The following is a 21216-nucleotide window of genomic DNA, read 5'->3' on the forward strand; positions in this document are numbered from 1 at the left end:
GAACCGCCCCGCCGCGGCCACGGGGGATGGGCCGCGGGCGGAGCCGGTCCTGCCCGGGTTCGGGGGAGAGACCCGGGCGCTCTCGTCGGCTTCCCCTGATTCCCCGGGGTACACCTCCGCCGGACCGGCCGGCCGCAGCGGGCCCGCGCGGCGACCCGCGCGGGCACGGCATAAGCTCGGCGGGTGGCCAAGTACTTCGACGTGCATCCGGACAATCCGCAGCCCCGCACCATCTCCCAGGTCGCGGACAGTGTGCGCACGGGTGCGCTGATCGCGTACCCGACCGACTCCTGCTACGCGCTGGGCTGCCAGCTGGGCAACCGTGACGGCATGGAGCGGATCAAGACGATCCGGCATCTGAACGACCGGCACCATTTCACGCTGGTGTGCCAGAACTTCGCCCAGCTGGGCCAGTTCGTACACATCGACAACGACGTGTTCCGCGCCATCAAGGCGTCCACGCCCGGGAGTTACACGTTCATCCTGCCGGCGACGAAGGAGGTGCCGCGCCAGTTGCTGCACGCGAAGAAGAAGACCGTGGGCGTGCGCATCCCCGACCACGTCGTCACCCAGGCGCTGCTGGCCGAGCTGGGCGAGCCGCTGCTGTCCAGCACCCTGCTCCTGCCCGACGAGGAGGAGCCGATGACCCAGGGCTGGGAGATCAAGGACCGGCTCGACCATGTGGTGGACGCGGTGGTCGACTCCGGGGACTGCGGTACGGAACCGACGACCGTCATCGACTTCTCGAACGGCGAGGCCGAGATCGTCCGCAAGGGCGCGGGCGACGTCTCCCGCTTCGAGTGATCCCGGTTCCGCTTCGACCGACCCCGGCGGAGGGGTCGTAGGCGGGCGTGCCACGATGATCGGAACACGCCGCGCCGGGCCGGCAGGCGGTCCGGCGCCGATCCGCACGGAGGCACCCCGCCATGACCGCTGCACAGGGCACAGCCGTGGACATCCCGACCGAGGACGGCATCGCCGACGCCTATCTGGCGCACCCCGGCGACGGGCTTCCCCGTCCGGCCGTGCTGCTCTACCAGGACGCCTTCGGGCTGCGTCCCCATCTGAAGTCGATGGCGGACAGGCTCGCCGAGGCCGGTTACACGGTCCTGGTGCCGAACGTGTTCTACCGGCAGGGTCGCGCGCCCGTGGTCGAGCTGCCCGAGTTCATCGATCACGACGGGCGTCCCGAGATCTTCGAGAAGGTCGGCCCGTTGATCATGGGGTTCGCCCGGAATCCCGAACTGATCGAGCGGGACGCCGGCGCGTATCTGCGCTGGCTGGCCGAGTCCCCGCTGGTCGCCGACGGGCCGGTCGCGATCACCGGGTACTGCATGGGCGCCCGCCTCGCGCTGTACACCGCCGGTGCCCACCCGGACCGGGTGGCGGCCGCCGCCGGCTTCCACGGCGGCCGGCTGGCCACCGACGACCCGGGCAGCCCGCACCTGGCCGCCGAACACATCACCGCCGAGCTGTACTTCGGCCACGCCGACCAGGACCCCTCGCTGCCCGAGGACCAGATCAAGCGGTTCGAGGACGCGCTCACCGCGGCGGGCGTCCGGCACCGCTGCGAGGTCTACCCGGGTGCGCGGCACGGCTACACGCAGGCCGACACCTCGGCGTACGACGCGGAGGCCGACGAGCGGCACTGGGTCGCGCTGCTCGACCTGCTGGACCGTACGTTCTGATCGGCAGACCGCTTTCACTGATTCAATCCAGGTGCCCACGGCGCGAGTTGCCGTGGGCACCTTTCGTTCAACTCATTGACATGCCCGCGCCTCGGCGCGACTCTGAGAGCGCTCTCACACAGGTACGGACCAATTTTTCGTACACCCCCCACACGGAGGTGAGTAGTGCTCGCCAGACTCATGCGTCGACTGGGTGCCGCGACCGCGGTGGCCACGATGATCGCGCTGGCCACACCGGTGACGGCGGACGCCGCGGTGCCCGCCACGATCCCACTGAAGATCACCAACAACTCGGGCCGCGGCGACGCGGTCTACATCTACGACCTGGGCACCAACCTGGCCACCGGCCAGCAGGGTTGGGCCGACGCCAACGGCACGTTCCACGCCTGGCCGGCCGGGGGCAACCCGCCCACCCCGGCGCCGGACGCGTCGATCGCGGGCCCGGCTGCCGGGCAGTCCACGACCATCCGGATCCCCAAGTTCTCCGGCCGCATCTACTTCTCGTACGGCCAGAAGCTGGTGTTCAAGCTGACGACCGGCGGTCTGGTGCAGCCGGCCGTGCAGAACCCGACGGACCCGAACCGCAACATCCTCTTCAACTGGTCCGAGTACACGCTGAACGACTCCGGGCTGTGGATCAACAGCACCCAGGTGGACATGTTCTCCGTGCCGTACGCGGTCGGGGTGCAGCGGTCGAACGGGAGCACGGCCTCCACCGGGCATCTCAAGTCGGGTGGCTACACCGGGTTCTTCAACGCGCTGCGCGGGCAGCCGGGCGGCTGGGCCAACCTGATCCAGACGCGCTCCGACGGCACGGTTCTGCGAGCGCTCTCACCGACGTACGGGATCGAGACGGGCGCCCTGCCGAGCACCGTGATGGACGACTACATCAACCGCGTCTGGACGAAGTACTCGTCGTCGACGCTGACCGTGACGCCGTTCGCCGACCAGCCGAACACCAAGTACTACGGCCGGGTGTCGGGCAACGTCATGAACTTCACCAACAGCTCCGGGGCGGTCGTCACGACCTTCCAGAAGCCGGACGCGGCCAGCATCTTCGGCTGCTCCAAGTACCTCGACGCCCCCAACGACCTGGTGCGCGGCCCGATCTCACGCACGCTGTGCGCGGGCTTCAACCGCTCCACGCTCCTGGTCAACCCCAACCAGCCGGACACCACCACGGCGAACTTCTACCTGGACACGGTGACCAACCACTACGCGCGCAAGATCCACGCGCAGATGGCCGACGGCAAGGCGTACGCGTTCGCGTTCGACGACGTCGGCGCCCAGGAGTCCCTGGTGAACGACGGGAACCCGCAGCAGGCCTATCTGACGCTGGACCCGCTGAGCTGAGAAAGACCGGACACCCCGCACGCCTGGGGGCGCGTGCGGGGTGCCGGACTCACGGATCGGTCAGCTGGTCGTGACGGCGGTGTCGTCGATGACGAAGCTGGTCTGGAGCGAGGAGTCCTCGACTCCGCTGAACTTCAGGGCGACCGTGGTGCCCGCGAAGGCCGACAGGCTGAAGGACTTCGCGACGTACCCGCTGGCCGCGTTGAGGTTGGAGTACGTGGCCAGGGTGGTCGATCCGGCGGTGACCGTCAGCTTGTCGTAAGCGGTGCTGGTGGTGGTCTCCGCCGTGTCGATGTGGATGTAGAAGGTGAACGTCGTCCCCGTGCAGCCGCTCGGGATCGTCACCGACTGGGACAGCGTGTCGGTGTGGGTCGAGCCGTAGCCGTCGAGCCAGGCCTTGTACGAACCGGTGCGGGCGGCCTCGCCGGTGTCGGTGGTGATGACACCGCTGGTCGCGGTCCAGGTGGTGGCGCCCGACTCGAAGCCCGCGTTGCCCAGGAGCTGGGTCGAGGTGCAACTACCGCCCCCGCCGCTGGAACTCACGGTCCAGGTGAAGGCCGCGGTACCGGTCGCCCCGGTACTGTCGGTGACGGTCACGGTGGTGCTGTACGTGCCCGCGGTCGTCGGGGTGCCGGTGATGGCGCCCGTGGAGCTGCTGATCGACAGGCCGGTCGGCAGTCCGGTCGCGGCGTACGTCAGGGTGCCGCTGTTGGTGCTGCTGGCCGAGACCTGCAGGCTCACCGCGGTGCCGACGGTCGAGGACTGGCTGCCCGGGTTGGTCACCGTGACACCGCTGGTGGGCACGGTGATGTGGCTGCCGACGTTGATGCCGGCGAAGGCGTTGCCGACTCCCGCGTACTGCGCGGACGTCGTGCCGTACAGGGCCCCGGCGGCACTGAGCGCGGCGGTGCGAGCAGCGGCGTAGTTGGTGCTGGACGTCATGTACGTCGTCAGGGCCTTGTACCAGATCTGCAGGGCGGCGGCCCGGCCGATACCGGCGACGGCGACACCGTCGGAGGTGGTGCTGGTGTAGGTGGTGCCGTTGATGACCTTGGTGCCGCTGCCCTCGGAGAGCAGGTAGAACATGTGGTTCGCCGGGCCCGAGGAGTAGTGGACGTCCAGGTTGCCGACGCCGGAGTACCAACTGTCCGCGGAGCCGCCGTCCTTGCTCGGCTTGTCCATGTAACGCAGCGGCGTGCCGTCGCCGTTGATGTCGATCTTCTCGCCGATGAGGTAGTCGCCGACGTCGCTGCTGTTGTTGGCGTAGAACTCGACGCCGGTGCCGAAGATGTCGGAGGTCGCCTCGTTCAACCCGCCTGATTCACCGGTGTAGTTGAGCCCGGCGGTGTTGGAGGTGACGCCGTGGCTCATCTCGTGCCCCGCCACGTCCAGCGAGGTCAGCGCGTGGGTGCTGCTGGTGCCGTCGCCGTACGTCATGCAGAAGCAGCTGTCGTCCCAGAAGGCGTTGACGTACGCCGTGCTGTAGTGGACGCGCGAGTAGGCGGCGACGCCGTCGTTCTTGATGCCGCTGCGGCCGAACGTGTTCTTGTAGAAGTCCCAGGTCGTCTGGGCGCCGTAGGCCGCGTCCGCGCCGGCGGTCTGGGTGTTGGAGCCCGCGCCGGTGCCCCACACGTCGTCCGCGTCCGTCATCAGGGTGCCGGTCCCGGACGTGGCGTTGTTGAGGCTGTACGTCTTGTGGCCGCCGCGCGTGGTGTCGTACAGCTGGTACGTCGAACCCGACAGCGTGGTGCTCAGCGAGACCGTGCCGCTGTACTGGGTGTTGCCGGTGCCGGTCTCGATGCCCTCGAAGCGGGAGAGCTCCTTGCCGGTGGTGGCGTCGGTGATGACGTGCAGCTTGCTGGGGGTGCCGTCGTCCTGGAAGCCGCTGATCACCGTCTCCCAGGCGAGCTTCGGGGTGCCGGTGCCGGCCCAGATGACCTTGCGGGCGCTGTCGGTGCTGGGCGCCTTGGCGTCGAGGGCCTTCGCGGTCGTCAGGGCCTTGGTCTCGGCAGTCGACTTGGCTACGGACGCGGTGGTCGAGGGGACCGTGAGGGTGTGCTTGTTGTTGAAGGTCGCGCTCACCGTGCCGGTCGCCTCGGTGGCGGGCGGGGTGTGCACGACGAGGTCGCCGCCGAGGACGGGGAGACCGGCGTAGGTGCGCTCGTAGCGGGTGTGGACGGTGCCGTCGTTGTCCTTGACGACGTCCTTGACGACCAGCTTCTCCTTGGCACCGAGGCCGAGGGTGCGGGCGGTCGTCGTGCTGTTCGCGGTGGCGCTCTTCACCAGGGCGGTGCGCTGGGCCGGGGTGAGCTTCGCCTCCAGGCTGCCGGTGAGCAGCGGACTCGGGTGGGGGGAGGCGGGCTTCGCGGTCGCCGGCACCGACTGGACGCCGACGGCCAGGAAGGCGGCGGTGGAGACCAGGGCTCCTACCGCCATCCGCTTGCGGGGGATGCGTCTCACTCTTAACTCCTACTGCGACGACCGCGGACGCGGCCGGTGACAGGCCGGGCAGCCGGGTCTGCTGTCCGGGAAGAGCCGAGCTGTGCGGGACTGGCTGAACTTTGACCAATCCGTGGAGGATCCATGGGGGTGGCTGGGTGGAGGATGACAGTCTTGACCCGTCCATGTCATCCAGGTCAGGAGCACTCAAGGGTTTTCCCTCTGTCAGGGATTTCGCTACAAGTTCCGAAATTATTCGTGACGGCTGAGCCACGCCGCCGAAACAGACCCTTCCTAACGTCGCAGTCAGCCACAGAGGTCCCATCAGCCGCATGACGGCCGTCGGACCGATAACGCTGCTTTCCCCGAAAATCCCGGAACCCGAATACGCCGGTGCTCCGGAATTCCCTTCACTGTCCTCAGCGCCCCATGAGACAGGAGCCCAGAGTGTCCGATCCCTCCCGCCGCGGCGTCCTCAGACTGTCCGCCGGCACCGCTCTGCTCGGCACCCTCGCCCTCGCGGGCTGTGGGCGCGGCGACACCGCGACCGCCACCGCGAAGGCCACGGCCAAGTCGATCGACGACAAGCCGGCCACCGGCACCGTCAACGTCTGGGCCGCCCAGGGCGACGCCGATGTCCTCGACAAGGTGATCAAGCCCTTCAAGGCCGCGAACCCCGACGTCACCGTGAAGTTCACGCTGATACCGAACTCCGAGTACTACACGAAGCTCCAGGCGGCGATCGCGGCGGGCAAGGGCCCCGATGTGGCCCAGTTCTTCCCCGAGTCGCAGGCGCAGTTCCTCGACCCGTCGATCCTCCGGCCCGTACCGGACGGGCTCGTCGACTCCGGCGCCTTCTTCACGAGCCTGTGGGACGCGGGTCTGGTCAAGGACGTGGCCTACACGGTGCCTTGGTACGCGTACACGTACGCCCTCGTCTACCGCGCCGACCTCGCCAAGAAGGCGGGCGTCGAGGCGCCGACCACCTGGGCCGAAATGGTGCCGTTCTTCAAGGCGCTGAAACGCGCCGGAGCAGTGCACGGGCTCGGGGCGGACAACGGCTGGGACATCTTCAACGGCCAGGACGTCGCGATGTACGCCTGGCAGGCGGGCGGCAACCTCCTCTCGTCCAGCGGCAGTTGGACCCTCGACACCCCGGCGATGGTCGACGCCCTCAAGTACAACGCGTCGTTCTTCACCTCGGGTTCGGCCGACACCGCGACGCCCACCTTCCTCGACGCGCAGCCGTACTTCGTGTCGGGCAGGACCGCCACGATGATCACCGGTCCATGGGTGCTCGGGCAGCTCGACACCGCCGCGAAGAAGACCGGCTGGACGGCGGCGAATGTCGCCACGGCACCCCTGCCGGCCGGTGCCTCGGGCAGCGTCTCCTTCTCCGCCGGGGGGACGTGGGGCGTCCTCGCGGACAGCGGGAACACGGACGCGTCGTGGAAGTTCGTCCGCCACGTCTCGAAGCCGAGCACGCAGGTCGCCCAGTACTCTGCGTACGGCTCACTGCCCGCGGTGATCTCCGCCTGGGACGCTCCGGCCGTCAAGAAACAGCCGCTCCTGGACGCCTTCCTCACCCAGCTGAAGAACACCAAGGCCTTTCCGCAGGTGGGTACTTGGCAGCAGGTCGCCACCCGGCTGGGCAAGGAGATGGAGACCGTGGCGAAGGGCACGCAGACCGCGGAGAAGGCCGCCGCGAGCGTCCAGGCGTACGCCAAGAGCCTCGGCACGGGCGCGGAGTGAGCCGCGGATGACCACCACGCTCGTCCCGGGAACGCGGCGCCGGGCACGCAACTCCCGTCGTACGGCGGTCGCTTGGCTGTTTCTCGCGCCGTTCGGCGTCGTGTTCCTGCTCTACACCGCGATCCCCACGGTGGCCGCGCTCGGCTTCAGCCTGACCGATCTGCGCGGCTCGGACCTGCGGCATCCGCTCGCGGTCGACTTCACCGGCCTGGACAACTACCTGCGTCTGTTCCAGGATCCGGCCTTCCTGCGGGACATCCTGAACACCGGCGTCTTCGTCGCCGTCGGTGTGCCGCTGACGATGGCGATCGGCTTCGCGCTGGCCGTCGCGCTGAACTCCGGGATCCGGCGGCTGCGCGGGGTGTTCCGTACGGTCTTCTTCGCGCCGGTCGTCACCAACGTCGTCGCGGTCGCCCTGATCTGGCAGTACGCCTTCAACGCGGGCGGCACCGTCAACAAGGCGCTGGGCTACGTCGGTCTCGCCGGGCCGAACTGGCTGGACGACCCGCATCTCGCCATGCCCGTGGTGATCCTGCTCGGCGTCTGGCGGAACTTCGGCACCGCGATGGTCCTGTTCCTCGCCGGGCTGCAGGCCGTACCGGAGGACGTGTACGAGGCCGCCGCGCTCGACGGGGCGGGCCGCTGGCGGCAGTTGAGGCACATCACCCTGCCGCTGCTGCTCCCGACCACCCTCATGGTGTCGGTGCTGCTGACCGTCTTCTACCTCCAGGTCTTCGACGAGCCCTATCTCCTCACGGACGGCGGCCCGTTGGGGTCCACCGAGTCCGTGTCGCTGTACACCTACCACCAGTTCGGCTCCGGCCAGCTGGGCATGTCCTCGGCCGCGTCCTTCGTGATGCTGCTGCTCGTCCTGCTGGTGAGTGTCGTCCAGTTCCGACTGCTGAGGCCCCGCACATGACCGCCGTAGCCGCGTCGTTGAACGACGCCGACGCCGACCTGACCGCCGCCGCCGCCGACGCCCCAATCGCCCTGCGCACACGGCTCGTTGGCCGCCCCCTGCTGTACGGCGCGTTGGTCCTGTGCGCGCTGCTCACGCTGCTGCCCTTCTTCTGGGTGGTCAGCGGTTCGCTGCGCGGTCTCGACGAGATCCGCTCCGACCCGGGCGCGTGGCTGCCGCAGCACGTCACGCTCGACAACTTCGTGCGACTGTTCCGGACCGAGGGCTTCGGGCGCTTCCTCACCAACAGTGTCCTGGTCGCCCTCATGGTGGTGATCGGCAACATCGTGGCGGCGTCGGCGGCCGGATACGCCCTGGCCAAGCTGGAGTTCGCGGGCAAGCGGCTCGCGTTCGGCGCGGTGATGGCGGCGATGATGGTGCCGTTCACGACGGTGTTCGTCACCCAGTTCGTGATCACCGTCGACATGGGCCTCGCCGACACCCTGACGGGGATCGCGCTGCCCGGCGTGGCGCTCCCGCTGTCGGTGTTCATCATGCGGCAGTACGCGCAGTCGGTCCCGGACGAACTACTGGAGGCGGCGCGCATCGACGGGGCGGGCGAGTTCCGGATCTTCTTCCGGATCTTCCTGCCGCTGGCCGGTCCGGCGGTCGCGACGATCACGATCATGTCGTTCCTGAACTCGTGGAACAACTTCATCTGGCCGCTCATCGTCGCCCAGAGCACGGCGAGTTACACCCTTCCGGTCGGCCTCGCCGCCACCAGCCAGGCGGCCCAGCACGTCACCGACTACGGCCTGGTCCTCGCCGGCGCCATCGTCGTGATGCTGCCGGTCCTCGTGCTCTTCCTGTTCCTGCAGCGGTACTTCGTGCAGGGGATCGCCGGATCGGGGATGCGGTGACACAGGTGACCGAGACCTGTGGGTTCGCGCCCGTCGCACGGGGCAGGTCCGAGGAGGCGGAGGGATGTTGATGTCGGGGATGAACCAGAGCGCCGTGCGGCGCGTCAACACCTCGGTCGTCCTGCGCGCGCTCGCGGTGTCCGCGGGGCCCACGACACTGACCGCGCTCGCCGAACGGGCCGGGCTGTCCCGCCGTACCATCGAACTGATCCTGGACTCGCTCGTCGAGGCGGGCTGGGTGGCCGAGTTGGAGCGGATACCGGTCAGCGGCAGCGCCGGGCGACCGGCCCGACGGTACGAACTGCGCGCTGAGCACGCCCTGTTGGCGGCCGTCTACATCAACACCGCTGATGCATCGGCCGTGATCGCCGACGCACGCGGCCGTATCGTCGGCCGGGCACACCGCCCGCTGCGCGCCTACCAGGACCCTCAGGTCACGCTCGACGACGCGGCGGCCCTGGTACGGGAGGCGCTCGACGACGCGGGCGGATCACCGGACCGGCTCCGCGCCGGTGCGGTGGCGTCCGGTGGCGCCATCGACGACGAGGGTGTCGTACGACGTCTGGTGCACACCACGCGCTGGGAAGGTGTGCATCTGCCCAAGGAGCTCGAACAGCGCGTCCGGATGCCCTGGTTCGCGGACAACGACTCCAACCTCGGTGCGCTGGCGGAGCGTTGGCGGGGTGTGGCCGGTGACCACGACAACATGGTGTGGGCGATCCTCGGCAACCGGACCGGTCTCGGCATCCTGATCCGAGGGGCCGTGCACCGCGGTCTGGACGGCGCGGCGGGCGAGATCGTCGAGGCGCGGTCGATCCCGACCGGCACGATCGCCGACCGCCCCGTGGCCTGGCTGAGTTCACCGGAGGCGGCCCAACGGAAGGTGGCTCTGCAACGCTTCGACGCGGCCCGCGCCGGTGACACGGAAGCCCTCGCCGAGGTCGACGAGTTCGTCGAGAACATCACCTCGATCCTGACCACCCTGTCGTGGACGGTCGCGCCCTCGCTCATCGTGCTGGGCGGCGGACTGCAGGACGCGGCGGACGTGCTGCTCCCCCGGGTGCGCGAGGCGATGCGCGCCGCCCGTACCCCCGCGATCGAACTGCGCGCCACCGGACTGGGCCGCGACGCCGCGCTGATCGGCGCCGTGAAGCTGGCGCTCGACCGCATGGACACCGAGTTGTTCGGCCCGCTCGTCCTCAGTCCCTAACTCCCCCCCACGGCAAACGACTTTGGAGTCTCCCTGTGACCGACACCCCGCACACCGACGTCCTCATCGTGGGCAGCGGCATCATGGGTTCCGTGGTGGCCCGGCTGCTGCGGGAGAGCGATCCGAGGCTGGGCATCACGATGGTCGACGGCGGCAGCGCGATCGGCGAGGCGCCGGGACTGCATCTGCACGACGTGGCCGACCCGGCCGTCTGGTCGCGGTACAACGAGCGGGTCGACTCCGGTATCCAGGGCATGTACACCGGCGCCGAGGTGGTGCGCGAGGTCGCGGACAGCCTCGCCCGCCTGCCGCCCGGGATGTTCCACGCGCTGGCCTTCGGCGAGGACGCCGAGGCGATGCCCGCGACGGCACTCGCGTGGAACGCGGGCGGCATGGGTGTCCACTGGACCGCCGCGACCCCGTGGCCGGCCGGACCCGAGGTCTTCGACTTCGGCGACCCGGCCCGCTGGGCGGCCGACCTGGACACCGCGCGGCGCCTGCTCGCCGTCTCCCCCTCCCCCATCGGCCCGACCGCGGTCGGCCGGACCGTCCTCGACGTCCTGCGCCGCCGCTACGACGACACCGCACCCGACGACCGGCGCCCGCAGCCGATGCCCATGGCCGTCACGGCGACGGACTCGGGCCCCATGCCGCGTACCGCGCCGGGGACGATCTTCCCGGCGATCGCGACGGGCGGTGACCCGGCGTTCACCCTGCTCACGGGGACCCTTGCGACCCGGCTGCTCGTCTCGGACGGCCGGGCCACCGGCGCCCTGCTGCGCCGCGTCGCCGACGGCACGGAGTCCGCACTCCACGCGGACACCGTGATCGTGTGCGCCGACGCGCTGCGCACCCCGCAACTGCTGTTCGCCTCGGGCATCCGCCCCGAGGCGCTGGGCCGTTACCTCAACGAGCACGCGTTCATCACCGCCCAAGTCCTCCTGGACCTCGACCGGTTCGGCATCGCCCTGGACGATCTGCCGCTCCCCCGCCCCGGCGAGTTCAGCACGGACTCGCTGTGGCTGCCGCAGAACGGGGCGGCCCAGCCGTTCCACGGCCAGATCATGAACCGGACGTACGTCGACGAGCACGGCCGCCCCCTCGCACACGCCGTGGGGCTGTCGCTGCTCGTCCCGGTCGAGTCGCGCCCCGAACACCGACTGGTCTTCTCGGAGTCGGAGACGGACCTCGCCGGACTCCCCCGTATCGGCGTCGAGTTCGCCTACACGGACACCGACCGCGCGCTGATCGACCGGGGACTCGCCGAAGTCCGTTCACTGGCCGAGGAGTTCGGCCCCTTCGACCCCGCGACCGAACTCGCCCTGCTCCCGCCCGGCTCGTCCCTGCACCTGACCGGCACCGTCCGCTCGGGCACCGCCGACGACGGTACCAGCGTGTGCGACCCGGACGGCCGGGTGTGGGGCTTCGACAACCTGTACGTCGCCGGTACCGGCGTGATCCCCACGCCGATGGCCGCCAACGTGACGCTGACCGGCGCGGTGACGGCCGTACGGGCCGCCCGTGCCGTCACCACCCGCACCGCACCGCTCGCCGCGCGCTGAGAGGAAGCCCGAACGTGAAGGAAGCCCGATCGTGATCGACATCGTGAAGGAATACCGCGTGGCCCTGCCGGCGTGGATCGACGACGAGCTGGCCGACGTGCCCGCCGTCGTCCCCGGCCGCGAGGACCGGATGCGCCTCGTGCACCGGCTCGCGGACCGCAACTGGCGGGAGGGCAACGGCGGTCCGTTCGCGGCGCTCGTCGCCGAGCGCGACACCGGCCGGATCGTCTCCGTGGGCGTGAACGTCGTTCTCGCCTCCGGAGTCTCCAGCGCACACGCCGAGGTCATGGCCCTCGGCCTGGCCCAAGTGGCCACCGGGGGCTGGGACTTGGGCGCTTCCGGCCTCCCGACGCACGAGCTGGTCGTCAACTGGCGCCCCTGCGTCCAGTGTTACGGCGCCACCCTGTGGTCCGGGGTGCGCGGTCTGGTGGTCGCGGGCGAGGGCCCGGAGCTGGAGGAGATCACCACGTTCGACGAGGGCCCGCTCGGCGCGGACTGGGCCGGGCAGTTCGAGGCGCGGGGCATCGACGTCGTAGGGGACGTTCTCCGGGACGAGGCGCTGGCCGTGTTCCGGAACTACCGCAAGGCCGTCGACGAGGCGGACGGTGTCGTCGTCTACAACGCGCGCGGAGGTGCCGAGTGACCCCGCGTTTCGCGACGGACATCGTCACCTTCTACCACCCGGACTTCTGGGATCTCCCTTCCGCGGACGCCGTACGCGCATGGGCGCTGGCGCACCCCGAGCGCTTCTGGGCGCGGGTGATGGACGCGCTGGACGAGGCCGGCGTCACGGGCCTCGAACTCACCTTCGCGCCGGGCGACATCGAGTCGGCACTGCGCGCCTTCGGCAGTGCGCAGGGCTTCCGCCGCGAGCTGGTGTCCCGTGGGCTGGCCGTCGTGAGCGCGTTCGTCGCCGGGGAGGACAGCCCCGACTGGCAGGACGCCGACAACCTCCCGGCGATCGTCGCCGACGCCGAACGACGCGCGGCCTTCCTCGTCGACGTGGGGGCCGAACTCCTCGTCGCGGGGCTCCCCATGCGCACGACGTTCGGGACACGCCCGCCCCTCTTCGTCGACGCCCCGTACATGACCCGCATGGCCGACATCGCGCACGCGGTGGGCGAGGCCGTCTCCCGGCAGGGTGTGCGGCTCGCCTTCCACACGGAGTCCAACAGCACGCTCTGGTACGAGCGTGACATCGACCTGTTCATGGCCTTCACCGATCCGCGCTACGTCTGGCTGTGCCCCGACTCGTGCCACATCGCGCTCGGCGGAGGTGATCCGGTGGCCGTGGCCCGCCGTCACGCGCAGCGCGTCGCCCTGGCGCACTGGAAGGACGCGGTCAGGCCGATCGACGTGGAACTCACGATCGACGAGACGGTCTTCGCCCAACAGCAGCCCTACATGGCGGAGTTGGGATCGGGCATCGTCGACTGGAAGGGCTGGGCCGACGTGATGTCCCGTACGCCCGGCGCGGACACGGTGCTCATCGAACTGGACGAGGCGGCCGATCCGGTCGCCGCGTTGCTGGCGGGGAGGGCGGTGGCGTCGTCGGTGCTGCCGTGACCGGTGGCACAACTGCCGTGGCGGAACGGTCACTTGATACGATCCGATCATGTCGCGCCTGGTGGACGTTCCTGGGTACGTACGCTTCTGGACCGCCTCCGCGATCTCGTCGTTCGGCTCGCAGATCACCGGGCTGGCACTGCAGATCCTCACCGCCGTCACGTTGAGCGCCTCCGCCACGGAGGTGGGTCTGGTCAACGCGGCCCGCTGGGCGCCCTATCTGCTCTTCGGGCTCGTGGCCGGGGTACTGGTGGACCGCTGCCGGCGCAGGCCGGTCATGGTGGCCATGGATCTCGGCAGAGCCGTCCTCCTCGGCGCGATCCCGCTCCTGTACGCGCTGGACCGGCTCGGCATCGCCGCGCTGTGCGCGTGTGTCTTCGCCTTCGGGGTGCTCTGTCTGTTCTTCGACGCGGCCAACCACTCCTACGTCCCGCAGCTGGTCCCCAAGGAACTCCTCAACGCGGGCTATGCCCGGGTGGGGCAGGCCGACGCGGCGGCCGGGTCGACGGGGCCGCTGATCGCCGGAGTGCTGATCAAGCTGGTCGGCGCGCCGCTCGCCGTGCTCGTGGACGCCGTCAGCTATCTGGTGTCCGGCCTGCTGCTGGCCTCGGTACGGGCCCACGACCCGGTTCCCGATCGCGGCGGGCGGCGCGGTCTGCTCAGCGAACTGCGCGAGGGGACGTCCTGGGTCTACCGCCACCGGACCCTGGCGTCCATCGCGCTGACCTCGCACCTGATGCTCCTCTTCAACACCGTCGTCAGTACGGTCTTCGTGGTCTTCGCGCTGCGGGAGCTCAAGATCGGGGGCTTCGGCCTGGGCGTGACGTACGCCTGCGCGGGCCTCGGTGGAGTGCTCGGCGGCGCGTTCTCCGCACGCGCGGCGCGGAGATTCGACGTCGGCGCCGTCCTGATCGCGGGCCGTCTCGTCGCCGCCGTCGGCTGGCTGCCGCTGGTCCTCGCCCAGCGGGGACCGTGGGCCCTGGTCTCGGTGTCGCTGGCCTTCTTCGTCGTCTCGGGCGCCATCTCGCTCGAAAGCCCGGTCGAGATGAGCTACCGGCAGGCCGTCACGCCCGAGCGGCTGCGGGGACGGATGAACGCCACGATCCGCTCGTTCAACTGGGGCACGGTCGCGGTCGGCGCACCCCTGGGCGGCCTCCTCGCCGACCGGGTCGGCTACCGGTTCGCCCTGTGGGTGGGCCTGTCCGGAGCGGTCCTCCAGGCACTCCTGCTCGCCGTGTCCCGCACCCGGGAGGCCCGCGACACCGACGGGGTCGAGCCGCTCGTACGCGCCTGAACCCGGGAATCACCCGACATGCGGCATAGGGAAAGCGGGGGGATGCTGGGAGGGCCAACGCACGTCCGAAGGAGGACAGCCATGTCGTTCATGGACAAGGTCAAGGGAATGCTGGGCCAGCACCCCGACCAGGCCAAGCAAGGTGTGGAACGGACGGGAGACATGGTCGACAAGCGCACGGGCGGCAAGCACGCCAAGCAGGTCGACATGGCGCAGGACAAGGCCAACGACTTCATCGACCGCGAGAAGCCGCAACAGCCCTGACCGCTTCTGTCCCCGTATCGACCTCGATGTGGCCGAAGTAGTCCCCCGAAAGCACAGAGTTAACCGGCTATCGGCGTGAAAGGGTTGCGCCCCTGGGCCCCGATCCATACATACTCCCCCCACAAGAAGCCACAACTCTGGGGGGAGTTGGCTCATGCAAGGCACGATCGACGGGTTCCGCTACGGTGCGGTGACCCCGGTGGCGGCCTATCTGATGGCCAGCCTGGGAGGGGCTCTGGGACTGCGCTGCGTGGTGCGGTCCCTGCACAACAAGCAGTCGTGGAAAGCGGGTTGGCTCGCGCTCGGCGCGACGTCGATCGGCAGCGGCATCTGGACGATGCACTTCATCGCGATGATGGGCTTCCAGGTCGAGGAGACCCGGATCGGCTACGACGTCGGCCTCACGGCGCTGAGTCTGGCCGTGGCGATCGTCGTGGTCGGCATCGGCGTCTTCGCCGTGGGCTACCGCGGCGCGACCCCCGGCACACTCTCCGCGGCCGGCGTCATCACCGGGTTAGGGGTCGCCGCCATGCACTATCTGGGCATGGCGGCCCTGAAGCTGAACGGCGACATCGAGTACCGGACCAGCACGGTCGTACTCTCCGTGGCGATCGCGATCGTCGCCGCGACGGCTGCCCTGTGGGCGGCCGTCTCCATCCGCGGCTTCCTGGCGAGCCTGGGCGCCAGCCTGGTAATGGGCGTGGCCGTCTCCGGGATGCACTACACGGGCATGGCCGCGGTGAGCGTCCATCTGCACGGCACCGGCGGGGCGTGGACGGGCGACTCCGCCAACTCCATTCTGCTTCCCATGTTGTTGGGGCCGGCGATCTTCCTGCTGCTGGCCGGGGTCGTCGTGATGTTCGACCCGCTGCTGGTGATGGGCGAGGGCGACTGGGACCGCTCCTTCGCCCGCCACCCGGTCGGCCCGGACACCGGCGGCAAGCAGGCCGCCCGGCGCCCCGACTCCCTCTTCGACACGGCGGGCCGACCGGGCGGGTACGAGAGCCCACCCGCCCCACCGGACAGCCGCCGGAGCCGGAGCCGGTACACCCGCAGAAACCCCGCCGGCCCGACGCCGAACCGACAGGCCTCGTACGGCAGCCCCGCCATCCCCGCGCCGCCGAATCCCCGCGGCGCCCAGAACACCCCGGCCGCTCCCGCACGCGGCCGCCCGGACCCGTACGGCACCCCGCAGCGCCCCGGGGAGTGGTGACCGACACCGCCCGCCACGCCCCGACTTGAGCCAGCGACCGCCGTAGCCGTCAAGTGGCTCTACGGCGGTTCAGTTGGGCGCGCCCGGCGGCACCCGGGGCAATGGATCGACCCGCACCGACCCGGCGTCGGCGAGAAACGCCCGGATCAACTCGCCTGCCTCGCGCGCCTGTTCGTCGCCCTGGCACCGCAGCTCCGTCCCGAGCCGTCGCACGGCTCCGCGCAGTGACATGCGTACCGGTGCGTGGAGAGCCGTGTCGTCGAGCAGGGTCAGCAGGTGGTTCAGGAGGGTCCAGTCCGCCGTGTGCTGTACGGCGACCCCGCCGGGCAGTTCGGCGGGTACCGGGTCGGTACGACGCCAGGTGGCGGCGAGGAGCGCGTCGACGAGGTCGGTGACACCGGGCGCCGCGGGGTCGGCGGCATGCTGCCAGGCCACCCGGTTGAGCCGGGCCGGGTCCAGCAGCTGCTCCGTGACCAGTGCGGTCGCGACCCGTACGGCCTCGAAGGGGTCGAAGACCCGCCCGGCCGCCGTGTCGAGGTACTGATCCGTCCGGCCGTAGCGGATCGCGGGCGGGGTGAGGGTGCCCAACACCGCGCCGGGCAGGGCGAGTTGCTCGGCGTGGAGCAGTTCGGCGAGTCGGGTCAGCGCCGTGTGCTGGGTGGCCGCGTCGACGGCCTGTGCGCCCCGGCCGTCCTCGCCCGCGAGGCCGTACGCGTAGCGCACCCCGCCCACCAGCCGGGCCGCGGCCGTCACCTCGTGCCGGTGCAGGAGGTGCACCAGGACGGCGCGTTCCTCCAGTTCACCGGTCTGCCGGTCGGGCGGCAGCACCCTGCGGGAGAAACCGTCCAGTGCGATACGGCGGACCCGCAGCATCGTCTCCAGCGCCTGGAGGGCGTCCGGCCCGCTGACCCATGTCACGGCGTCGGCGTGCGCCGCGTTCGGTCCCTGGGCGTCCTCGTCGGAGAGATAGATCAGGCCCGACCCGGCCGCGTCGGCGCGCAGTTGAGCGAGCGCGGTCTCCTCCGCGCCTTCACCGAACCGGCCGTAGCCATGCGCGACCAGGAAGTGGTCCCACGGCCCGAGTCCCGTGCCGTACGCGGCGGACAGGTCGAGGTCGCCCTCTTCCGTGACGCCGATCCGCGGGTGCGGATAGTCCATGACGGATGGTTCGGGGTGCTGCGTACTGGCGAAGTTGTGCATGAAGCCGAGTGCGTGGCCGATCTCGTGCGCCGCGAGCTGGCGCAGCCGTGCGAGCACCAACTCCTCGACGGCGGCGAGCCGTTCGGCCTCGTCGGGCCGGCCGTAGGGTGCGAGGAGGGACTCGCCGAGCGCACGGACCTGTTCGACGCGCTGGGAGCCGAGCCGTACCCGGGCGTGCAGGATCTCGCCGGTGCGGGGGTCGGTCAGGCCCTGGCCGAGGGACCAGCCGCGGCCCGCCCGGTGCACCCAGACCACCCCGTTGACGTCGGAGTCGTACGGGTCGAAGGCGTCGGCGCCGGGCTCGACCCGGTAGGCGTCGGGGAGTCCGATCCGGGCGAAGGCCTGCCGCCACCAGTTGCCGCCCTCGACGACCGCCGAGCGGAAGGGTTCGGGGACGGCCGGGTCGATCTGGAAGACGATCGGGGCGCCGCCGGGTTCCGCGCGGAAGCGGGGCTGGAGCTTGACCTGGGTGCTCGTCCGGCCGACGAGGCCGTGGTCGGCGTATCCGATGTCGTAGCCGCCCGAGGCGGGGTGGTAGCGCCGTACCGGCAGCGGGGACGCGGGCAGCCGCAGCAGGTTCAACTGCTGGACGACGGTGAGGGCGCGCGGGTCGGCGGCGACGGCCCGGACCGCCGGTCCGCGGCCGGGGCCCCGGAAGGTGAGCAGCGCGGGGAGGCGGACGGCGGCGGGTCCGGTGCGGCTGTCGGCGACCAGCGGGAGGCTCGTGGACGCGTCGATCGTGTAGTCGCCCTGCTCGCGGGCGTGCAGATGCTCGGCGATCCCGTCGTGGTCGGCGACGACGAGCCCGGTGGCGTCGACGACCGCCGCGCCGTTCTCCTCGCGCAGCACGGGCCCGCTCCACAGCACGGACAGCGCGAACGACTCGGCCCCCGCCCGTACGGCGGCCGCGTCGCCGGAGGTCAGGAAGTGCTTGTTGCGGACGGCGAACAGGACCCGGTCGCCGACCCGGCGGAACTCCGCGAGCCAGGTCCGGCCCGCCTTCCCCCGGTCCAGCTCCAGGTCGCTGGAGCCCAGGCCCTGGGAGAGGGAGACGGAGACGAGGAAGGGTTCGTCGAAGTGGCGGATGCCCAACAGCAGCCGGTCCGAACGGAGTTCGGGGTCGGGGATCAGATCGATGAAGTCGGCTTCGCCGGGCATGCGGGGGCCTTTCGGTTGAGCATCGTCGAGTTGATGTTGTCAGGCCCCTGCCTCGCGTACCGCGCTGGCTCGTTGTTACGGTTCACCGGTGTCTGAATCTTCACGCGATACTCCCGAAGGCGCCGGTTGGGGCACCGCGGAGCGCGGCGCGTATCAGCAGCTCATGCCGTCCCGTGTCGAGAAGGTCTCGTGGCTGAGCCCGAGGACCCTGTGGGCCGCGCGCAACGGGGTGCTGGCCTCCTGGTTCGGGGACCCGACCGGCTCCACCCGCGGTCGTTGGGTGGCCCAGCGCGCCGCCGCCGGCGCTCCCGCCGACAAGGTGATCCGGCGCGACGATCCCGACACCTTCTCCTTCATGGTCATCGGCGACACCGGCGAGGGCGACGATCCCCAATACGCCGTCGTGCCGGGCTTTCTGAAGGCCAGTCAGGAAACGGCCTTCGCGGTCGTCGCCAGTGACGTCATCTATCCCGTCGGCACCGCGGACGACTACGAGACGAAGTTCTTCCGCCCGTACCAGGCCTATCCGGCGCCCATCTACGCGATACCCGGCAACCACGACTGGTACGAGGGTCTCGGCGGTTTCATGCGCGTCTTCTGCGCCGACGCGCCCGCGCTGCCCGCACCGAAGGCGCCGCGCCCGCTGACACGCGCCTGGTGGCGCTCGCTGCTGTGGCACCGCCCCAGCCCGTCCGACGGCGAACGCCTCGACAAGGCACGGGAGTTGCGTTCCTCGCCGGTCCAACAGGCCGTGCAGCCGGGCCCGTACTGGGCGATCGACGCGGGTCCGGTGCGCGTCATCGGCATCGACACGGGCCTGTTGGGCACGATCGACGCCGAACAGGGCGCCTGGCTGCGCGAAGTGGCGAAGGGGCCCACGCCGAAGATCCTGATCACCGGTTCGCCGCTGTACGTCGACGGCGAGCACCACCCCTGCGCCATCGAGGGCGGCGGCACGGTCGACGACATCGTCAGCGATCCGGCCCACCGCTTCGTCGCCGCGATCGGCGGGGACATCCACAACTACCAGCGCTACCCAGTGCAGTTGGCGGACGGCCGCACGCTCCAGTACGTGGTCTCGGGCGGCGGCGGCGCGTTCATGCACGCGACCCACACCGTGCCGCGCGTCGACATCGGACACGTGACCGAGCAGGACTTCCGCTGCTATCCGCTGCGCGGCGACTCCCTCGCCTTCTACAGCAGGCTGTACGGGCGCCGACTGCACCTGCGCCGCTTCTTCACCCTGACCGAGGCCGAGGCGTCGGCCGTGATCTGCGAGCGCCTCGGCATCCCGCCGACGCGGACCCCGGGCCCGCCCGTCCGGATCACCCGCCGCGTCCGCCTGGTCGCGAGCCTGCTGGGCGCCGGGGGCCGTCCCGACCGCCGCTCGCGCTTCCGCCTCCCGGTGCGCAAGATCTACACGCAGCTCTTCTCGCCCGGCTCGGTGACGTACAGCCCGCCGTTCTTCAAGTGCTTCCTGCGGCTGGACGTCACCCCGGACGCGATCCGCCTGCGCTGTTTCGCGGCCACCGGCAACCGTGCCCAGGAGATGGACCCGCCGGTCGAGGACGAGATCACCATCCCGCTGCACTGATCACACGCGCGCAATGTTCGCCTGTCACAATCAGGACAGAACAGCACTGACGTACGACCGCCGGAGGAGCCCGTGCCGCCCACCTCACGCCCGCTGCGGAAGCTGGGCTTCCTCACGATCGGCCTCTTCGACGAGGCCGATCCGCGCCGGGGCCACGAGTCGACGCTGGAGATCATCGAGCTGGGCGAGCACCTCGGCTTCGACAGCGCGTGGCTGCGCCACCGCCACCTCCAGTACGGCATCTCCTCCCCCGTCGCGGTCATGGCGGCGGCCTCGCAGCGCACGAGCCGTATCGAACTCGGCACGGCGGTGATCCCGCTCGGCTGGGAGAACCCGCTGCGGCTGGCGGAGGACCTGGCGACCGTCGACATCCTGTCCGGGGGCCGAATCAACCCGGGCGTCAGCATCGGCCCGCCGATGCACTTCGACCGGCTCAAAGAGGCGCTGTACCCCGACACAGCAGACGTCGAGGACTTCAGCTACGAGCGGGTGCGCCGCCTCCTGGACTTCGTGCGCGGCGAACCGGCCACCGACTTCAGCGGGGTCGAGGGTTTCGAGGTGTTCTCGGACCGGGTGCAGCCGCACTCCCCCGGTCTGGGGCGTCGCCTCTGGTACGGCGGCGGCAGCACGGGGTCGGCGAAGTGGGCCGGCGAGCACGGGATGAACTTCCTGACGAGCAGTGTCGTCAAGGCCGAAGGGCCGGACGAGTCAAGGGACTTCGCCGAGATCCAGCTCTCCCACATCCGCACGTTCCGCGCCCACCACCCCGACGGCGAGGCCGCCCGCGTCTCCCAGGGCCTGGTGGTCATCCCGACCGACGCCGCGTCGGCCGAACAGCGCGCGAAGTACGAGGAGTTCGCCCGCAAGCGCACTCCCCGTACGACGTCACCGCAGGGCCCGGCCCGGCTGATGTTCGCGCCGGACATCGTCGGCACCTCCGACGAGATCGCCGAACTCCTGCACGCGCACGCCGCGTTCAGGGAGATCGACGAGGTGGCGTTCGCGCTGCCGTTCACCTTCGAGCACGAGGACTACGTGCAGATCCTGACGGACATGGCGACGAAGCTGGGACCGGCGCTCGGGTGGAAGCCCACCGTCTGACCTC

Annotated in this window: 17 protein-coding genes; 15 read left to right on the forward strand and 2 right to left on the reverse strand. The window is 70.4% G+C overall.

Translation table 11 applies throughout. From position 1 onward, the window contains the following. The first annotated feature begins 183 nt into the window (after positions 1 to 183). The 3 genes from ACGFY9_RS40970 (at position 184) to ACGFY9_RS40980 (ending at position 3041) form a co-directional block, all read left to right on the forward strand. Positions 184 to 804 (forward strand): L-threonylcarbamoyladenylate synthase, encoded by a 621-nt coding sequence (locus tag ACGFY9_RS40970; protein WP_393763004.1) that lies wholly within the window; start codon positions 184 to 186, stop codon positions 802 to 804. Between the two features lie 122 nt (positions 805 to 926). Then, positions 927 to 1688 carry a dienelactone hydrolase family protein gene (locus tag ACGFY9_RS40975; protein WP_393763006.1) on the forward strand — a complete coding sequence of 254 codons (762 nt, stop codon included), beginning with the start codon at positions 927 to 929 and terminating at the stop codon, positions 1686 to 1688. 165 nt (positions 1689 to 1853) lie between these two features. After that, a complete protein-coding gene (locus ACGFY9_RS40980) occupies positions 1854 to 3041 on the forward strand; it encodes a glycoside hydrolase family 64 protein (RefSeq protein ID WP_393763008.1) in 1188 nt (395 codons plus the stop codon). A 60-nt stretch (positions 3042 to 3101) separates the two neighbouring features. Here ACGFY9_RS40980 and ACGFY9_RS40985 read toward each other — a convergent pair whose 3' ends face one another. Then, positions 3102 to 5477 (reverse strand): M4 family metallopeptidase, encoded by a 2376-nt coding sequence (locus ACGFY9_RS40985; RefSeq protein ID WP_393763192.1) that lies wholly within the window; start codon positions 5475 to 5477, stop codon positions 3102 to 3104. A 450-nt stretch (positions 5478 to 5927) separates the two neighbouring features. Here ACGFY9_RS40985 and ACGFY9_RS40990 point away from each other — a divergent pair, with 450 nt between their 5' ends. The 10 genes from ACGFY9_RS40990 (at position 5928) to ACGFY9_RS41035 (ending at position 16159) form a co-directional block, all read left to right on the forward strand. Next, positions 5928 to 7232 (forward strand): extracellular solute-binding protein, encoded by a 1305-nt coding sequence (locus ACGFY9_RS40990; protein WP_393763010.1) that lies wholly within the window; start codon positions 5928 to 5930, stop codon positions 7230 to 7232. A 7-nt stretch (positions 7233 to 7239) separates the two neighbouring features. Next, the gene (locus ACGFY9_RS40995; RefSeq protein WP_393763012.1) at positions 7240 to 8151 is read left to right on the forward strand and encodes a carbohydrate ABC transporter permease; all 912 of its coding nucleotides are present in this window, start codon (positions 7240 to 7242) and stop codon (positions 8149 to 8151) included. After that, positions 8148 to 9050 carry a carbohydrate ABC transporter permease gene (locus tag ACGFY9_RS41000; protein ID WP_393763014.1) on the forward strand — a complete coding sequence of 301 codons (903 nt, stop codon included), beginning with the start codon at positions 8148 to 8150 and terminating at the stop codon, positions 9048 to 9050. Before ACGFY9_RS40995 ends, ACGFY9_RS41000 begins: the two co-directional genes overlap by 4 nt. Before the next feature lie 64 nt (positions 9051 to 9114). Next, entirely contained in the window at positions 9115 to 10260 is a 1146-nt protein-coding gene (locus ACGFY9_RS41005; protein WP_393763016.1) for an ROK family protein, read from the forward strand. A 35-nt stretch (positions 10261 to 10295) separates the two neighbouring features. Beyond that, a complete protein-coding gene (locus ACGFY9_RS41010; RefSeq protein ID WP_393763018.1) occupies positions 10296 to 11822 on the forward strand; it encodes a GMC oxidoreductase in 1527 nt (508 codons plus the stop codon). A gap of 31 nt (positions 11823 to 11853) precedes the next feature. Continuing rightward, complete coding sequence (locus ACGFY9_RS41015; protein WP_393763020.1) at positions 11854 to 12465, forward strand: nucleoside deaminase; 612 nt, start codon at positions 11854 to 11856, stop codon at positions 12463 to 12465. Continuing rightward, positions 12462 to 13388, forward strand: a complete 927-nt coding sequence (locus ACGFY9_RS41020; protein WP_393763022.1) for a sugar phosphate isomerase/epimerase family protein — start codon at positions 12462 to 12464, stop codon at positions 13386 to 13388. The genes ACGFY9_RS41015 and ACGFY9_RS41020 overlap by 4 nt, the downstream gene beginning before the upstream one ends. A gap of 49 nt (positions 13389 to 13437) precedes the next feature. Beyond that, a complete protein-coding gene (locus ACGFY9_RS41025) occupies positions 13438 to 14682 on the forward strand; it encodes an MFS transporter (protein ID WP_393763024.1) in 1245 nt (414 codons plus the stop codon). An 81-nt stretch (positions 14683 to 14763) separates the two neighbouring features. Beyond that, entirely contained in the window at positions 14764 to 14946 is a 183-nt protein-coding gene (locus ACGFY9_RS41030) for an antitoxin (RefSeq protein WP_393763026.1), read from the forward strand. A gap of 154 nt (positions 14947 to 15100) precedes the next feature. Further along, positions 15101 to 16159: an MHYT domain-containing protein gene (locus tag ACGFY9_RS41035; RefSeq protein WP_393763028.1), complete on the forward strand. Its 1059-nt coding sequence runs from the start codon at positions 15101 to 15103 to the stop codon at positions 16157 to 16159. 69 nt (positions 16160 to 16228) lie between these two features. On the opposite strand, the gene ACGFY9_RS41040 is transcribed toward ACGFY9_RS41035, so the two are convergent. Continuing rightward, positions 16229 to 18517 carry a zinc-dependent metalloprotease gene (locus tag ACGFY9_RS41040; protein WP_393763030.1) on the reverse strand — a complete coding sequence of 763 codons (2289 nt, stop codon included), beginning with the start codon at positions 18515 to 18517 and terminating at the stop codon, positions 16229 to 16231. Positions 18518 to 18605: 88 nt separating this feature from the next. On the opposite strand from ACGFY9_RS41040, the gene ACGFY9_RS41045 reads away from it, so the two are divergent. Both ACGFY9_RS41045 and ACGFY9_RS41050 read left to right on the forward strand, forming a co-directional pair. Beyond that, the gene (locus ACGFY9_RS41045) at positions 18606 to 20111 is read left to right on the forward strand and encodes a metallophosphoesterase family protein (protein WP_393763032.1); all 1506 of its coding nucleotides are present in this window, start codon (positions 18606 to 18608) and stop codon (positions 20109 to 20111) included. A gap of 72 nt (positions 20112 to 20183) precedes the next feature. Continuing rightward, complete coding sequence (locus ACGFY9_RS41050) at positions 20184 to 21212, forward strand: LLM class flavin-dependent oxidoreductase (RefSeq protein WP_393763034.1); 1029 nt, start codon at positions 20184 to 20186, stop codon at positions 21210 to 21212. The last annotated feature ends 4 nt before the right edge of the window (positions 21213 to 21216 follow it).

This window comes from Streptomyces sp. NPDC048504 (assembly GCF_043200035.1).
GTDB lineage: Bacteria > Actinomycetota > Actinomycetes > Streptomycetales > Streptomycetaceae > Streptomyces.

Excerpts from the sequence above, each read along its gene's own strand:
- ACGFY9_RS40975 (WP_393763006.1), top strand. The coding sequence starts at position 927 with ATGACCGCTGCACAGGGCACAGCCGTGGACATCCCGACCGAGGACGGC.
- ACGFY9_RS40985 (WP_393763192.1), bottom strand. The coding sequence starts at position 5,477 with ATGGCGGTAGGAGCCCTGGTCTCCACCGCCGCCTTCCTGGCCGTCGGC.
- ACGFY9_RS41005 (WP_393763016.1), top strand. The coding sequence starts at position 9,115 with ATGTTGATGTCGGGGATGAACCAGAGCGCCGTGCGGCGCGTCAACACC.
- ACGFY9_RS41000 (WP_393763014.1), top strand. The coding sequence starts at position 8,148 with ATGACCGCCGTAGCCGCGTCGTTGAACGACGCCGACGCCGACCTGACC.
- ACGFY9_RS41025 (WP_393763024.1), top strand. The coding sequence starts at position 13,438 with ATGTCGCGCCTGGTGGACGTTCCTGGGTACGTACGCTTCTGGACCGCC.
- ACGFY9_RS41030 (WP_393763026.1), top strand. The coding sequence starts at position 14,764 with ATGTCGTTCATGGACAAGGTCAAGGGAATGCTGGGCCAGCACCCCGAC.
- ACGFY9_RS40995 (WP_393763012.1), top strand. The coding sequence starts at position 7,240 with ATGACCACCACGCTCGTCCCGGGAACGCGGCGCCGGGCACGCAACTCC.
- ACGFY9_RS41040 (WP_393763030.1), bottom strand. The coding sequence starts at position 18,517 with ATGCCCGGCGAAGCCGACTTCATCGATCTGATCCCCGACCCCGAACTC.
- ACGFY9_RS41035 (WP_393763028.1), top strand. The coding sequence starts at position 15,101 with ATGCAAGGCACGATCGACGGGTTCCGCTACGGTGCGGTGACCCCGGTG.